Genomic DNA, 13,273 nt, shown 5'->3' with positions numbered 1-13,273 from the left:
TCCTCGCCTGCTGCGAATAACGGCAGGCGCATCCCCTGAGAGCCTGAGCATTCAGGCTCGTGATGCGGTCTGGTGTTTTGCAGCTGTGTCGCTGATCACTTATCACGACTGGTTGTGTTGGTACCCTCTCCGGCCAATGCAGCCAGCCGTTCCAATATCTTGCGCAGTTTCTCCGGGCTACGGCTCGCCAATCCTCTCAGTTCTTCCGCACTCTCCAGACTCAAATGCCGCATCGGCACGGGTTTTTCCGGCGCTTTCTCTGCGTTTTGCACCTGGTGGCTGCCTTTCGCCATCAAGGCCGGATTAATCCTGATGTCGATCGACGACAATGATGGTAGAATTTGCGCTCGTAGTGCAGACAGCAAAGCGGGTTGTTCGTAGCGCAAGCGCATCATCCAACTGGCATTTGCCGTTTCGAGCACTAAAATACCCTGTCGGAAATTCGCGACGCGGCACCAGGGATGCAGGGGAGCAGGCAACAGGCCCTTCACTGCACGGTTAAGCTTGAGCAGCGCCACCGCGCGTTGCTGGACGTTATGCAGCGGCCCTTTGCTGCCGGCAGACGCGTCGTCGAACAGGACATCTAATAATTGTGGACGGCTATCGCGCATAATGGGCTCCGGCGGATTATAAACTCGTGATCGGTATTCTAAATCGTTGGCGACAATTTGGCAGACGTTATTTCTGGCCCCATCTCCTGTTAGGGATGGTTGCGGCCACGCTTGGCGCGTCTTCCAATTTGCCCGGCGCCCCCGATCAGGCCGCACTGCCGAATACGTCGTCCAGCCTTAACCGGCAAAATTCGGCCAACGGCACCTTCAACAGCCTGGCCCTGCTGCAGGACGCGCACCGTCGCCCTACCTTCAGCGTAGATTACTGGCAGCAACATGCGCTGCGCACCGTCATTCGTCACCTCTCTTTCGCGCTGGCGCCGCAGGCGGTTTATGCGCGGGTGCAGGAGAGCGAAGCCGAAGCCGAACCGCCTTTGCAGGTAGCGCAACTGGCGCTGCTTTCTACCCTCAACGCGCTGCTGACGCATGAGCCGAAGCCGCCGACCATCATTCGCCATACCCACCTTGAGGTGCTGCCAACGCTGGCGCGGCACCAGACCGGTCTGTGGGTGGCGCAGGTACAGGGCATTCGCGCCGGGCCTGCCGCGCTCGTCTGACTCCGCCCTCAGGGCACAAAAACCATAAATAATAGCAAGTTGACTGCCGTATTCGGCCGTCATGACAGAGATATCAAACATCATGTTAGTGAAATTATTAACCAAAGTTTTTGGCAGCCGTAACGATCGTACCCTGCGCCGCATGCGCAAAGTGGTTGAGCAGATCAACCGCATGGAACCGGACATGGAAAAATTGTCCGATGACGAGCTGAAAGCGAAAACCAACGAGTTCCGCGCGCGCCTGGAGAAAGGCGAGTCGCTGGAAAGCCTGATCCCGGAAGCCTTCGCCGTGGTGCGTGAGGCGAGCAAGCGCGTGTTCGGCATGCGTCACTTCGACGTGCAGCTGCTGGGCGGCATGGTGCTGAACGACCGCTGTATCGCCGAAATGCGTACCGGTGAAGGTAAGACCCTGACCGCGACGCTGCCGGCCTATCTGAACGCCCTGAGCGGCCGCGGCGTGCACGTCGTGACCGTCAACGACTATCTGGCGCAGCGTGACGCCGAAAACAACCGTCCGCTGTTCGAGTTCCTCGGCCTGAGCATCGGCATCAACCTGCCGGGCATGCCAGCGCCGGCCAAGCGTGAAGCTTACGCCGCTGACATCACCTACGGCACCAACAACGAATACGGTTTCGACTACCTGCGCGACAACATGGCGTTCAGCCCGGAAGAGCGCGTGCAGCGCAAACTGCACTATGCGTTGGTGGATGAGGTGGACTCCATCCTGATCGATGAAGCGCGTACGCCGCTGATCATCTCCGGCCCGGCCGAAGACAGCTCCGAGATGTACATCAAGGTCAACAAGCTGATCCCTAAACTGATCCGCCAGGAAAAAGAAGACTCCGACACCTTCAAGGGTGAAGGGCATTTCTCGGTGGATGAGAAGGCGCGTCAGGTCCACCTGACCGAACGCGGCCTGATCCTGATCGAAGAGATGCTGGTGGAAGCCGGCATCATGGATGAAGGCGAATCGCTGTACTCGCCGACCAACATCATGCTGATGCACCACGTTACCGCCGCGCTGCGCGCCCACGTGCTGTTTACCCGCGACGTTGACTACATCGTGAAAGACGGCGAAGTGATCATCGTCGACGAACACACCGGCCGTACCATGCAGGGCCGCCGTTGGTCCGACGGTCTGCACCAAGCGGTGGAAGCCAAAGAAGGCGTGGAGATCCAGAACGAGAACCAGACGCTGGCTTCGATCACCTTCCAGAACTACTTCCGTCTGTACGAGAAGCTGGCCGGGATGACCGGTACCGCCGATACCGAAGCCTTCGAATTCAGCTCGATCTACAAGCTGGACACCATCGTGGTGCCAACCAACCGTCCGATGATCCGTAAGGACATGCCGGATCTGGTGTACATGACCGAGAAAGAGAAGATCGGCGCCATCATCGAAGACATCCGCGAGCGTACCGCCAAAGGCCAGCCGGTGCTGGTGGGTACCATCTCAATCGAGAAATCCGAAGTGGTTTCCCATGAGCTGACCAAAGCGGGCATCGAGCACAAGGTGCTGAACGCCAAATTCCACGCCATGGAAGCGGACATCGTTGCCCAGGCCGGCCAGAGCGGTGCGGTAACCATCGCCACCAACATGGCGGGCCGTGGTACCGATATCGTGCTGGGTGGCAGCTGGCAGGCCGAAGTGGCGCTGTTGGAAGAGCCGACCGAAGAGCAGATCGAAGCCATCAAAGCGGCCTGGAAAGTGCGCCACGACGCGGTGCTGGCGGCGGGCGGCCTGCATATCATCGGCACCGAGCGCCACGAATCGCGCCGTATCGATAACCAGCTGCGCGGCCGTTCCGGTCGTCAGGGCGATGCCGGTTCATCCCGCTTCTACCTGTCGATGGAAGATGCCCTGATGCGTATCTTCGCTTCGGATCGCGTGTCCGGCATGATGCGTAAACTGGGCATGAAGGAAGGTGAAGCAATTGAGCACCCGTGGGTGACCAAGGCGATCGCCAACGCCCAGCGCAAAGTGGAGAGCCGCAACTTCGACATCCGTAAGCAGCTGCTGGAATACGACGACGTCGCTAACGATCAGCGCCGCGCCATCTACAGCCAGCGTAACGAATTGCTGGACGTGTCCGACGTGAGCGAAACCATCGCCAGCATCCGCGAGGACGTGTTCAAGAGCACCATCGACAACTACATCACGCCGCAGTCGCTGGAAGAAGAGTGGGACATTCAGGGGTTGGAAGAGCGCCTGAAGAACGACTTCGATCTGGAGATGCCGATCGCACAATGGCTGGACAAAGAGCCGGAGCTGCACGAAGAGACGCTGCGCGAACGCATTCTGGAGAACGCCAAAGAGCAGTACCAGCGTAAGGAAGAAGTGGTCGGCAGCGAAATGATGCGCAACTTCGAGAAGGGCGTGATGCTGCAGACTCTGGATTCCCTGTGGAAAGAGCACCTGGCGGCGATGGACTACCTGCGTCAGGGTATTCACCTGCGCGGCTATGCGCAGAAGGATCCTAAGCAGGAGTACAAGCGTGAATCCTTCAACATGTTCGCCACCATGCTGGAATCGCTGAAATATGAAGTGATCAGCGTGCTGAGCAAGGTTCAGGTGCGGATGCCGGAAGAGGTGGAAGCGCTGGAACAGCAGCGCCGTGAAGAGGCCGAGCGCCTGGCGCAGCACCAACAGCTGAGCCACCACGACGAGAACGCGCTGGTGACCGAAGATCCAAACGCGCCGGCGACCGCCGAGCGTAAAGTGGGCCGCAACGATCCGTGCCCATGCGGCTCCGGTAAGAAATACAAGCAGTGCCACGGCCGCCTGCAGTAATGCCGGCTGCGGTTAACCGATAATACCCAGGGGTTCAGCTTGCTGAGCCCCTGTTTTTTGACACCCATCAGGAGGGTGAGATGAAACATCTGAATATCGCCGTGGGCATCATCCGTAATGCGCAACGGGAGATCTTTATTACCCGCCGCGCCGCCGACGCGCACATGGCCGGATTCTGGGAGTTCCCCGGTGGCAAGATCGAACAGGGTGAAACGCCGGAGCAGGCGCTGAGCCGCGAACTGCGGGAAGAGACCGGTATCGAAGCCGAACGCGCCGAACTGTTGGAGGTGGTGGAGCACCGCTTCAGCGATCGCATCGTGACGCTGAATTTTTATCTGGTGGAAGCCTGGGCGGGCGAGCCGTACGGCCGCGAGGGGCAACCGATGCGCTGGGTTAAACAGGCGGAGCTGCGTGAAGACGAGTTCCCGGAAGCCAATGCCGGCATTATTCAGCTGCTGGTGGCGCAGGCGAACGCCGCGCAATAACAAGGTTGGCCTGGCGGGCGCCAGGCCAATCGTGGACGATCAACGATCGTCCATTTCACTCCAGTCTTCGCTTTCCGACAGATCGCTGTTGCTCGGAATACGTTTCTCTTCATCAGCCCACTCGCCGAGATCGATCAGCTGGCAGCGCTTGCTGCAAAACGGCCGGAACGGGCTAACTTCACCCCAAACCACGCCGGTGCCACAGGTTGGGCATTTTACTACGGTCGTCATAACGGTTCCTTACGCCTTCTGTCAGTGCTGGGAAGGCTTTCTTGCACAAGTTCAACAACAGGCCAGTTCGAACGTCAGGCGTTCAGGCACCACGCCATTTTCGCTATCCAGCGGCAGGAAACGAATGGCATAGCGGGTCTTGTGGCCGGAAATCTGCGGATAAAGCTGCGGCGCCAGATGGAGGCGCAGGCGCAGCAGATCTGCCCCTTCGGCGTTGTCCTGGAAAAAGCCGTTCAGGCTGATTTGATTGCGGAACGGCCCCGACTGACGGATCAGATCCAACACCATGATCAGCGCCTGGTTCAGCGGATCCAGCGACTGCAGCCAGGTGGCGACGTCGGCATCGCGATCCTGCTGCGGCGCGTGCATCCACATGTGCAGGGTTGGCAGATCGAAGCTGCAGCAGCCGCCGGGAATGTTCAGCCGCTGGCGCACCAGGCCGATCAGCCGATCTTCGCGCAGCGCCTGGCCGAGGCGCGGCGCCGCCATCAGCGCCGATGAGCGCGACTTCAACTGGCCGCGCAGCTGGTCGATCAGCGCCATATCCACGCCCGGCACATCGGCCCAGGCCAACAGTTTCTGCTGCTGGCGCTCCAGCTCTTTGAGCAGTTCGGTGCGCACTTCGCCGCGCTCCAGCACGTCCAGCAAGTCGGAGACGGTGCGAAAGAAGGTGAGGGCGATGGCGGTTTCACTCAGGGCGCGTTGGCCGTGCAGCTGTTGCAGCAGAAATTCGATGCGTAGCCAGGTGCGCATTTTTTCGTTCAGCGGGTGTTCAAAGAGAACGGTTGGGGAAACATCACTCATGCAGTTTAATCCTGTTGGGGCGCTGTTGCCGCCAGTTCAAGGTAGCGACGATGCAGTGCGGCGACCTGTGGCTCTATCCCCTGAGCGGCGCCGCTGTTGTCAATAATGTCATCCGCCACGGCGAGGCGCTGCCGGCGCGTGGCCTGGGCGGCGAGAATGCTCTGCGCTTGCTCACGGCTGACGCCGTCGCGCGCGATGGTGCGAGCCAGCTGGGTTTCGGCGTCGACGTCGATCACCAGCACCCGATCGGCGCGATCTTGCAGACCGTTTTCCACCAGCAGCGGCACCACCCACAGCGCGTACGGGCCGGTGGCCTGCGCCAGTTGGCGCTGGGTTTCACGGTGTATCAGCGGATGCAGCAGCTGGTTCAGCCAGGTTTTGTCATCGGGATGGCTAAAGATGCGCTGACGCAGCGCAGCGCGGTTCAATGCGCCGTCCGGCAGCAACATTTCATTACCAAATCGCTCGGCGATCGCGGCCAAAGCAGGGGTGCCCGGCTCGACGACCTGACGGGCGATCACGTCGGCATCGACGAGGGTTGCGCCGTGGCGCGCAAAGGCGTTCGCGACGGTCGTCTTGCCGCTGCCTATGCCCCCGGTCAACGCAACAATGTAGGCCATGGTGTTAGGTGCATCCGATGTTCATAAAAAAATAATAGTCGAATCATAAAGCGATCGCGCAGAAGTGCAAGTCGGCAGGCGGCGCTTGCGCATCGGCACCGATCGGACGGCGAGAAAAAGCGCAGCGGCACGGCAAAAATGAGCGGGCAATCACACTGCGGTTATGCAGGTAAATTTGTCGGATTGTAGCGTAAATAAAGGCGAATTCGCAGTCTTGTTCGGCGATTATTAGCGCGTATTATAACGTCACTGGAACTGGCATTAATCTCGCCGCCGTCTTTTTGCGCCACCGGAAAGCCGTCGGGCAGAGATTCGAACATCCTCCTTGCGATCCGTCGCCATTAACCAGGAAATCATAAGTCATGCGTATTGAAGAAGATTTGAAGTTGGGCTTTAAAGACGTGTTGATCCGCCCTAAGCGCTCTACGCTGAAAAGCCGCTCCGAGGTTGAACTGGAACGTCAGTTTACCTTCAAGCATTCAGGTTGCAGCTGGTCCGGTGTGCCGATTATCGCCGCCAACATGGACACGGTGGGCACCTTCCGCATGGCAGAGGCCCTGGCTTCTTTCGACGTTCTCACCGCGGTACACAAACATTACAGCGTCGAGCAATGGGCTGACTTCGTGCAGCGCATGCCGGAATCGGTGCTGCGCCACGTGATGGTGTCAACCGGCACTTCCGAAGCCGACTTCGTCAAAATGCAGCAGATCCTGGCCCTGTCTCCGGCGCTGAAATTCATCTGCATCGACGTGGCCAACGGCTACTCTGAACATTTCGTCGACTTCCTGCAGAAAGCGCGCGAAGCCTGCCCGAATCACGTGATCTGCGCCGGCAACGTGGTGACCGGCGAGATGGTGGAAGAGCTTATCCTCTCCGGCGCCGATATCGTTAAGGTCGGCATCGGCCCGGGTTCAGTCTGTACCACCCGCGTGAAGACCGGCGTGGGTTACCCGCAGCTGTCGGCGGTGATCGAATGCGCCGATGCGGCCCACGGGCTGGGCGGCCAAATCGTCAGCGACGGCGGCTGCTCGGTGCCGGGCGACGTTGCCAAAGCCTTCGGCGGCGGTGCTGACTTTGTGATGCTGGGCGGCATGCTGGCCGGCCACGACGAGTGCGAAGGCACCGTGGTGGAAGAGAACGGCGAGAAGTTCATGCTGTTCTACGGCATGAGCTCCGAGTCGGCGATGAAACGCCACGTCGGCGGTGTGGCGGAGTATCGCGCGGCCGAAGGCAAAACCGTCAAGCTGCCGCTGCGTGGCGAGGTGGAGTTTACCGTGCGCGATATCCTCGGCGGCCTGCGTTCCGCCTGCACCTACGTTGGTGCCGAGCGCCTGAAAGAGTTGACCAAGCGCACCACCTTTATCCGCGTGGCGGAGCAGGAAAACCGCGTCTTCGGCAGCAAATAAGCCGCACCTTGCATTCGGGCGCAGCGCACAGCGGCGCCCGCTATCCTCTTTTTTATCCCAGCACGCTGCCCAGTTGAAAAATAGGCAGGTACATGGCGATCACCAAAGCACCGACAATCCCGCCCACCACCAGCATCAGCAGTGGCTCCAGCGTTTGCGCCAGCGTATCGGCCAGCTCGTGCGTCTGCCGTTCGTACCACTGCGCCAATTTATCCAGCAAGGCGTCCAGCGAACCGGATTCTTCGCCCACCCGCACCAGTTGCCGGCACAGCGGCGGAAACAGCGGTTGCAGGCCCAGGGCATGATGAAACGCCTCGCCTTCGGCGATCTGCCGCTGCACCTGCTCCAGCGCCTGTCGGTACAGCAGATGATCCGCCGCCAGTGCCGCCGCGTTCAACCCTTCCACCAGCGTCAGCCCCGCGCGTTGGGTCATGGTCAGAATACGAAAGGTTTGGCTCAGCGCGCCGCCGCTCACCAGCCGGGCGATCAGCGGCAGGCGCAGCAAGGCGGCCTGTTCACGTCGGCGCCATGGCGGGTGTGGATGCAACCAGCGGCAATAGCCGAGCAGCAATGCGCCGAGCAGCAGCGCCAAATAGGGGCCAACGGCGATCAGCAGCGCGGACACCCCCAATAACCCTTGGGTAAACCAGGGCAGCGGGGCATCGAACGACTGATAAACCTTGGCGAATTCCGGCAGCACCATCACCAGCATCAGCACGCTGACCAGCAGCGCCACCGCACAGATGAAGAGGGGATACCGCAGCGCTTTGGTCACTTTGCGGCGCAGCATCAGCTGGGCTTCCTGTTGTTGTGCCAGCTGCAGGCAGCAGCGATCGAGGTTGCCGGTCAGTTCGCCGATGGCGATCAGTTGGCGATAGATAAGTGGAAAAACGCCTGGCTGCGCGGCAAGGGTTTCGGAGAGCGGCTGCCCTTCGCGCACCTGCTCTGCCAACTGGCGCAACAGGCAACGCCAGGCTGCCGAAGGATGCTCTGCCGCCAGCAGCTGCAGCGTATTGACCAGCGGCAACCCGGCCTGCAACAGGGTGGCAAGTTGGCGGGTGAAGTGGATTAAGGGTTCTCCGCGCCACTGGCCGGGCGTGATGCGTTTGCCGTGCCCAATCCGCCAAGGTTGCAGGCCTTGTTCGATCAGTAACCGGCTCACCTGCCGTTTTTCATCGCTCATCAGTTCGCCGCGGCGCAAGGCGCCCTGGGCGTCGAAAGCCTGCCAAAGGAACAGCCGGCGCGCTTTCATGGCGCGGTTACGCCGAGCTGGACGACGTCGCTCACGCGGTACAGTTCTTCCAGCGAGGTCGTGCCTTCGCTGGCCAGCGCCAGCCCGGCCTGCAGCAGCGAAAGCTGCCCCTGCTCGCGGGCGACATCCGCCAGCAGGCTGGGCGCGGTGTTCGTCAGCAACGCCGCCTGTATTTCCGGCGTAATGGCCAACAGCTCATACACGCCGATGCGCCCATAGTAGCCGCCGAAGCAATGTTCGCAGCCGTCGGCGCGCCAGGCGATCAGCGGCTCCGGCCAGACCGAGGCAGGAAAATGCGTCGGCTGGCTGTGCGGGTAGCGGCAGTGGCGACACAGCCTGCGCACCAGCCGCTGTGCGATGACCAGCTTCAGGCAGCCGGCGAGCAGGTAGCCGGGGATACCCATATGCATTAGCCGCGTCAGGGTTTCGCCGGTGGAGTTGGTATGCAGCGTCGACAGCACCAGGTGGCCGGTTTGCGCGGCCTTGACTGCAATCTCGGCGGTTTCCGCATCGCGGATCTCGCCGATCATGATGACATCCGGATCCTGGCGCAGCAGGGCGCGCAGCACCCGGGCGAAACTCAGCTCGGTTTTGGCGTTGATCTGGGTTTGATTGACGCCGAACAGCGGTATCTCGATCGGATCCTCGACGCTGCACAGGTTGCTTTGCGCATCGTTCAACTGGCGCAGACCGCTGTACAGCGTGACCGTCTTGCCGCTGCCGGTCGGGCCGGTCACCAGGATCAAACCTTGCGGGCAGGCCAGCGCCGCCGCGTAGCGCGCCAGATCCGCCCGGCCCATGCCCAGTTGATCCAGCGGCAGCTCCTGCTGCTCACCTTGCTGAACGCGCAGCACCACCTTTTCGCCGTGCAGCGTCGGTAGGGTGGCGATACGCATGGCATAGCGCGCGCTGTCCAGCGTCAGGCTGAGTTGCCCGTCCTGAGGCTGACGGCGCTCGGCGATATCCAACTGGCCGAGGATCTTCAGCCGGGCGATGAGGCGCGCGGCCAGCTGCGGCGGCGGTGAGGCGAGGGTTTGCAGCACGCCGTCGATGCGCAGGCGAATGCGAAAATGCTGCCGAAAGGGCTCGAAGTGGATATCCGAGGCGCGGCGCTGGATGGCCAGACGCAGCGTCTGGTTGATGAACTGCACCACCGGCGCATCGCCGTCGTCGGGGTAGGCGATGTCGGCGGTGTCTTCTTCGGCTGCCAGCGGCGCCGGCAGCGATTCGTGGCGTTGGTTCAGTGCCTGCTCCAGCCTGGCCGCCGGCCAATGTTCCAGATGGATGCGCTTGCCGGTGGCGAAACGCAGCGCCGCCAGCAGCCCCTGCGGCGCTTCTTCGTTGAGCGCGATCGTGAGAGTGGTCGGGTCTTCGTTCAGCGCCAACGCCTGATAGCGCCGGCACAGGGCGTGAACCTCTTCGCTGATTTGCGCGTTCATCGCCGTTACTCCGCCGCGTTGTCGAAGCGGAAGACTTCCTGGCACACCTCAACCAGCGTTGCGTTTTCGCTGCTGCACAGCCGGCTCCAGCGGGTCAGCCCATCGGCGTTCGCTTTGGGGGTTAATGCCACCGCCAGCCCCTGCAGCGTTTGGGTGCCGGTCAGCGTGATCACGCCTTTGGCGACTTTCACCCCGCTGACGTAACGCGATGCGCCGCCGGTGGGAATGCCTTTGCTGCCGGCCTCACAGCCGGTGGGGGCGCCTTCGTCCAGCACGCACAGCTCGACCGCCAGTTTATACGGCGCCATGGTTTGCAGCATGTCGGTCATTGCCGCTTTCTGGATGTAGCGCTGGTAGGCAGGGATGCCGATGGCGCTGAGGATGGCGATGATGGCGATCACCACCATCAGTTCTATCAGGGTAAATCCGCGTTGCGTTTCCATGCGTTGTTTTCTCCATTGGGGTGTGGAAGACAACGGTAGCGGCTTGCTCGGAGGCTCGGCGAGGGGCTTTTGCGCGTTTCTCGGCGCGCTTCCATCAGTAATGATGTCGTTTGCAGCGGTGAAAAAAACGGTGGGAGGAGGTTCGCAATTTTACCGTAACGCCCCCGACAGCGGCCGGGGGCGAGGGGGATCATTTGAAGCGCATCGACAGATCGAGTGCAGTGATGTGCTTGGTCAGCGCGCCGACCGAAATGTAATCCACGCCGGTCTCGGCAAAGGTGCGCAGCGTCTCGCTGGTGACGTTGCCGGACACCTCCAGCTGGGCGCGGCCCTGGGTTTGGGCGACCGCCTGACGCATCATCTCGACGCTGAAGTTGTCCAGCATGATGATATCGGCACCGGCATCCAGCGCCTGCTGCAGCTCATCGAGCGATTCGACCTCCACTTCCACCGGCACGTCGGCGTGCAGCCAGAAGGCTTTTTCCACCGCGTTCTTGATAGAGCCGGAGGCGATGATGTGGTTTTCCTTGATCAGGAAGGCGTCGGACAGCCCCAGCCGATGGTTGCTGCCACCCCCGCACAGTACGGCGTATTTCAGCGCGGTGCGCAGGCCGGGCAGGGTCTTGCGGGTATCGAGCAGGCGAGTCCGGGTGCCTTCCAGCAGGGCCACGTAGCGGTTGACCTCGGTCGCCACGCCGGAGAGCGTCTGCACGAAGTTCAGCGCGGTGCGCTCGCCGGTCAGCATCACCCGCGCGGGGCCGCGCAGCCGGCAAAGCGGTTGGTTCGGCGTCAGACGGTCGCCGTCAGCCACCAGCCACTCCACCAGCACCTGGTTGCCCAATTGAATAAAGACCTCATTCAGCCAGCGGCGGCCACAGAATATGCCGGCTTCGCGGGTGATGACGGTGGCTTCGGCCTGCTTGTCCGCCGGTAACAATTGCGCGGTAATATCGCGCCCGGCGTCGACTTCACCCCCCAGGTCTTCGCGCAGCGCCTGGGCGACGGCATAGGGAATATCACTTTCAATTCGTTCAAGAAGCTCGGTGCGGCGACTGTCGGCACTGTAGCGGCGTGGCGGCATGGAAAACTCCGAAATGGACGGTTAGATCGTAGGGGAACATGCTACTCTGTTGCAGGAATAAGTACCACCGCAGAGAGGTGTCTGATGCAGTTGGAAAATGGCTGGATTGTCGGGGTGACGCGAGTGGTGTCGCCGCACTGCGATCGGCGTCCGGATGACGAGCCCCCCTCGCTGCTGGTCATCCACAACATCAGCCTGCCGCCCGGCGAATTCGGCGGCCCCTATATCGACCAGCTGTTTACCGGCACGCTCGATCCCGCGCAGCACCCCTATTTCGCCGAGATCCATCAGCTGCGGGTGTCGGCGCACTGTCTGATCCGCCGCGACGGGGAGATCGTGCAGTATGTGCCCTTCGACCAGCGCGCCTGGCACGCGGGCGTTTCTCTGTATCAGGGGCGCGATCGGTGCAACGATTTCTCCATCGGCATCGAGCTGGAAGGCACCGACCTGTTGCCTTACACCGAGGCGCAATACCGCACGCTGCAGGCGGTCACCGCGCTGCTGGCCGAACATTATCCGCCGCTGGTGGCCAATATCGCCGGGCATTGCGATATCGCCCCCGGCCGCAAGACCGATCCCGGGCCGGCGTTCGATTGGGATCGCTATCTGGCATCTCTGGAACAACGCGACGCGCCCGCCGACGCTATGCTTGAGACAAGAAAAAGGGAGAGGAATCGCTAATGACGCTGTTTACGCTGTTGCTGGTTTTGGCCTGGGAGCGCCTGTTTAAGCTGGGAGAACACTGGCAGTTGGATCACCGTCTCGAAGTGGTGTTTCAGCGGCTGCATCGAGTTTCGCTGGCGCAGACGCTGGCGATGACCGCCGCCTGGATGGTGATCGTCTGGGGCGTTCTGTGGCTGTCTCACGGGTTGTTCTTCGGCGTGGTGACGCTGCTGCTGTGGATCGTCATCGATCTGCTGTGCGTCGGCGCCGGCATCAAGCGCAAACACTACCGCGCCTACCTGAAAGCGGCGCGGCAGGGCGATACTCACGCCAGCGATCAGATGGCGGAAGAGCTGGCGTTGATCCACGGTTTGCCGGTGGACTGCAGCGAAGAGCTGCGCCTGCGCGAGCTGCAAAACGCGCTGCTGTGGATCAACTTCCGCTATTACCTGGCGCCGCTGTTCTGGTTCGTGGTCTTTGGGCCTTACGGGCCGATCGCGTTGGCGGGGTATGCCTTCCTGCGCGCCTATCAAACCTGGCTGGCGCGCCACAATACGCCGCTGGAGCGTTCGCAGTCGGGTATCGATCATCTGCTGAACTGGCTGGACTGGATCCCGGTGCGTTTGGCCGGGGTGGCCTACGCGCTGTTCGGCCACGGCGAGCGTGCGCTGCCGGCCTGGTTCGCCTCGCTGGGGGATCGGCATTCGTCGTCGTATCAGGTGCTGACGCGGCTGGCGCAGTTCTCGCTGGCGCGCGATCCGCATATGGATCCGGTGCAAACGCCGCGGGCGGCGGTGACGCTGGCGCGCAAGGTGACGATGATCATCGTGGTGGTGGTGGCGCTGTTGACCATTTACGGCACGCTGCTTTAAGCGGCTGCGAAAAACAAA

Annotated in this window: 14 protein-coding genes; 6 read left to right on the top strand and 8 right to left on the bottom strand. The window is 61.5% G+C overall.

The window, feature by feature from the left end; genetic code table 11:
• Window positions 1–95 precede the first annotated feature (95 nt).
• Window positions 96–611 (bottom strand): DUF721 domain-containing protein, encoded by a 516-nt coding sequence (locus GF111_RS09230; protein WP_033637110.1) that lies wholly within the window; start codon window positions 609–611, stop codon window positions 96–98.
• Between the two features lie 26 nt (window positions 612–637).
• On the opposite strand from GF111_RS09230, the gene secM reads away from it, so the two are divergent.
• The 3 genes from secM to mutT all read left to right on the top strand — a co-directional run bounded on the left by secM (window position 638) and on the right by mutT (window position 4,444).
• Window positions 638–1,168: a secA translation cis-regulator SecM gene (gene secM, locus GF111_RS09225; protein WP_038873490.1), complete on the top strand. Its 531-nt coding sequence runs from the start codon at window positions 638–640 to the stop codon at window positions 1,166–1,168.
• A gap of 82 nt (window positions 1,169–1,250) precedes the next feature.
• Window positions 1,251–3,959 (top strand): preprotein translocase subunit SecA, encoded by a 2,709-nt coding sequence (secA, locus tag GF111_RS09220; RefSeq protein WP_038873493.1) that lies wholly within the window; start codon window positions 1,251–1,253, stop codon window positions 3,957–3,959.
• 80 nt (window positions 3,960–4,039) lie between these two features.
• Window positions 4,040–4,444 (top strand): 8-oxo-dGTP diphosphatase MutT, encoded by a 405-nt coding sequence (gene mutT, locus GF111_RS09215; protein WP_038873496.1) that lies wholly within the window; start codon window positions 4,040–4,042, stop codon window positions 4,442–4,444.
• A gap of 39 nt (window positions 4,445–4,483) precedes the next feature.
• Here mutT and yacG read toward each other — a convergent pair whose 3' ends face one another.
• The 3 genes from yacG to coaE are packed head-to-tail and all read right to left on the bottom strand — an operon-like array spanning window position 4,484 to window position 6,099.
• Window positions 4,484–4,675 (bottom strand): DNA gyrase inhibitor YacG, encoded by a 192-nt coding sequence (yacG, locus tag GF111_RS09210; RefSeq protein ID WP_004932737.1) that lies wholly within the window; start codon window positions 4,673–4,675, stop codon window positions 4,484–4,486.
• A gap of 51 nt (window positions 4,676–4,726) precedes the next feature.
• Window positions 4,727–5,479, bottom strand: a complete 753-nt coding sequence (gene zapD / locus GF111_RS09205) for a cell division protein ZapD (RefSeq protein WP_038873498.1) — start codon at window positions 5,477–5,479, stop codon at window positions 4,727–4,729.
• Window positions 5,480–5,484: 5 nt separating this feature from the next.
• Window positions 5,485–6,099 (bottom strand): dephospho-CoA kinase, encoded by a 615-nt coding sequence (coaE, locus tag GF111_RS09200; protein WP_038873501.1) that lies wholly within the window; start codon window positions 6,097–6,099, stop codon window positions 5,485–5,487.
• A gap of 362 nt (window positions 6,100–6,461) precedes the next feature.
• Between coaE and GF111_RS09195 the strand changes: the two genes are divergently transcribed.
• Complete coding sequence (locus GF111_RS09195; protein ID WP_048232649.1) at window positions 6,462–7,505, top strand: GMP reductase; 1,044 nt, start codon at window positions 6,462–6,464, stop codon at window positions 7,503–7,505.
• 52 nt (window positions 7,506–7,557) lie between these two features.
• Here the strand turns inward: GF111_RS09195 and hofC are convergent, their stop codons facing one another.
• From hofC to nadC, 4 genes are all read right to left on the bottom strand, one after another.
• A complete protein-coding gene (gene hofC, locus GF111_RS09190) occupies window positions 7,558–8,757 on the bottom strand; it encodes a protein transport protein HofC (protein ID WP_038873508.1) in 1,200 nt (399 codons plus the stop codon).
• A complete protein-coding gene (gspE, locus tag GF111_RS09185; RefSeq protein WP_147190242.1) occupies window positions 8,754–10,196 on the bottom strand; it encodes a type II secretion system protein GspE in 1,443 nt (480 codons plus the stop codon). Before gspE ends, hofC begins: the two co-directional genes overlap by 4 nt.
• Before the next feature lie 5 nt (window positions 10,197–10,201).
• Window positions 10,202–10,639, bottom strand: a complete 438-nt coding sequence (gene ppdD / locus GF111_RS09180) for a prepilin peptidase-dependent pilin (protein WP_038873512.1) — start codon at window positions 10,637–10,639, stop codon at window positions 10,202–10,204.
• Between the two features lie 190 nt (window positions 10,640–10,829).
• Window positions 10,830–11,720, bottom strand: a complete 891-nt coding sequence (gene nadC / locus GF111_RS09175; RefSeq protein ID WP_038873514.1) for a carboxylating nicotinate-nucleotide diphosphorylase — start codon at window positions 11,718–11,720, stop codon at window positions 10,830–10,832.
• An 84-nt stretch (window positions 11,721–11,804) separates the two neighbouring features.
• Between nadC and ampD the strand changes: the two genes are divergently transcribed.
• Together ampD and ampE are read left to right on the top strand one after the other, a co-directional pair.
• Window positions 11,805–12,401 (top strand): 1,6-anhydro-N-acetylmuramyl-L-alanine amidase AmpD, encoded by a 597-nt coding sequence (ampD, locus tag GF111_RS09170; RefSeq protein ID WP_038873516.1) that lies wholly within the window; start codon window positions 11,805–11,807, stop codon window positions 12,399–12,401.
• On the top strand, window positions 12,401–13,255 hold the full coding sequence (ampE, locus tag GF111_RS09165) for a beta-lactamase regulator AmpE (protein WP_033631795.1): 855 nt from the start codon (window positions 12,401–12,403) through the stop codon (window positions 13,253–13,255). Before ampD ends, ampE begins: the two co-directional genes overlap by 1 nt.
• Window positions 13,256–13,273 lie beyond the last annotated feature (18 nt).

The sequence above is a fragment of the Serratia sp. HRI genome (assembly GCF_010119335.3).
GTDB classification, from domain to species: domain Bacteria; phylum Pseudomonadota; class Gammaproteobacteria; order Enterobacterales; family Enterobacteriaceae; genus Serratia; species Serratia nevei.
This window is presented reverse-complemented; position numbering and strand designations above follow the sequence as displayed.